Below are 2,040 nucleotides of genomic sequence, written 5' to 3'. Positions count from 1 at the left end.
GAGCCTGGGCACCGGCCAGCTCATCCGCGCCGCCCTGGATGCCGGCTGCAACCGCATCATCCTGGGCGTGGGCGGCAGTGCCAATACCGACGGCGGCGCCGGAGTCCTGCAGGGCCTCGGCGCCAGGCTCCTCGACGCCGCCGGCAACGACCTTCCGTCCGGCGGTGCCGCTTTGGCCCGCCTGGACCGGATCGACTTCAGCGGATTCGAACCCCGACTGAAGGACACACGCTTTGTGCTGGCATCCGACGTCGACAATCCCCTGCTGGGCGCCCAGGGCGCCGCGGCGATTTTCGGCCCGCAGAAAGGCGCCACACAACAGGACGTCGGCATGCTCGACGCCGCCCTGGCCAGGTTTGTCGAAGTCCTGGCCAGGGAAATCGGTTCGGAAGGCCCGTCCAACAGGGCCTTCAAAGCGGCGGAAGCCCCCGGCGCCGGAGCGGCAGGAGGCGTCGGCTACGCAGCCATCGCCGTCCTGGCCGCAACCCGGCGCCCGGGCATCGACGTCGTTCTGGAATTCACGGAATTGGAGCAGAGGCTGGCCGGCGCCGACCTGGTGATCACCGGCGAAGGCAGCCTGGACGAACAAAGCCTGCTGGGCAAGACCCCCATGGGCGTGGCCCGGGCAGCCGCCGCGCAGGGCGTCCCGGTGGTTGCCGTCTGCGGGCGGACCACCCTCGCGCAGGGGCAGGCGGCCGCCGCCGGATTCGAGGACGTTTACGCTTTGACCGAGCTTGAAAGCAATGTAGACAGGTGCATAGCAGAGGCAGCGCCGCTTCTGGAGCAGCTAGGCACACAGATCAGCGGAAGGCTGGCAGCCACCACGCTGTCCCGCTCCGCAACCACCAAGGAGGACCTCCATGTCTGAAGAACGTTTTGACCTGGTCATCCGCGGCCAGCGCATCCTCACCACCGCCGGCCTGGCTCCACGTGAAGTGGGCGTCCGCGGCGGCAAGATCGTGGCCCTCGAGCCGCTGGGCAACGGCCTGGCCGGCGCGGAAGTCATCGAACTGGCTGACGACGAAACCCTCATCCCCGGCCTGGTGGACACCCACGTCCACGTCAACGAGCCCGGCCGCACCGAGTGGGAAGGCTTCGCCTCCGCCACCCGTGCAGCAGCGGCCGGCGGCGTCACCACCATCATCGACATGCCGCTGAACTCCGTCCCGCCCACCACCACCGTGGCAAACCTCAAGCTCAAGCGCGAGGTGGCCGAGGACCAGGCGTTCGTCGACGTCGGATTCTGGGGCGGTGCGATCCCCGGCAACAAGGGCGACCTGCGTGCCCTGCATGACGAAGGCGTGTTCGGCTTCAAGTGCTTCCTCCTACACTCCGGCGTGGACGAGTTCCCGCACCTGGACGCGGACGAGATGGAGGAGGACATGGCCGAGCTCAAGTCCTTCGACTCGCTGATGATCGTCCACGCCGAGGACTCGCACGCCATCGACCGCGCCCCGCACCCCGGCGGCGACCACTACCAGACCTTCCTGGCCTCCCGCCCGCGCGGCGCCGAGAACAAGGCCATCGCCGAGGTGATCGAACGGGCCCGCTGGACCGGTGCGCGTGCGCACATCCTGCACCTCTCGTCGTCGGACGCGTTGCCCATGATTGCCAGCGCAAAGCGCGACGGCGTGAAGCTCACTGTGGAAACGTGCCCGCACTACCTCACGCTGATGGCCGAGGAAATCCCGGACGGCGCCACTGCCTACAAGTGCTGCCCGCCCATCCGTGAAGCCTCCAACCGGGAGCTGCTGTGGCAGGGCCTGCTGGACGGCACCATCGACTGCATCGTCTCGGACCACTCCCCCTCCACCCTGGACCTGAAGGACCTGGAGAACGGTGACTTCGCCGTGGCCTGGGGCGGCGTCTCGTCGCTCCAGCTGGGGCTCTCACTGATCTGGACCGAGGCCCGCCACCGCGGCATCCCGCTGGAGCAGGTGGTGTCCTGGATGGGCGAGAAGCCCGCCGCCCTGGCCCGGCTCTCCACCAAGGGACAGCTGGCCCTGGGCTACGACGCCGACTTCGCCATCTTCGCCCCGG

The 2,040-nt window shown here is 68.7% G+C and carries 2 protein-coding genes; both read left to right on the top strand.

Translation table 11 applies throughout. The features are described from left to right. Positions 1-868, top strand: an 868-nt coding sequence (locus tag ACKAE7_RS20795) for a glycerate kinase (protein WP_408980199.1), incomplete at its 5' end; no start/stop codon positions are given. Further along, positions 861-2,040, top strand: a 1,180-nt coding sequence (gene allB / locus ACKAE7_RS20790) for an allantoinase AllB (RefSeq protein WP_408980198.1), incomplete at its 3' end; no start/stop codon positions are given. The genes ACKAE7_RS20795 and allB, both read left to right, overlap by 8 nt.

The sequence above is a fragment of the Pseudarthrobacter sp. NKDBFgelt genome (assembly GCF_046097905.1).
Lineage (GTDB): Bacteria > Actinomycetota > Actinomycetes > Actinomycetales > Micrococcaceae > Arthrobacter > Arthrobacter polychromogenes.
Note: the sequence above shows the minus strand (reverse complement) of the source record. Positions and strands in the feature narration are given on the sequence as shown.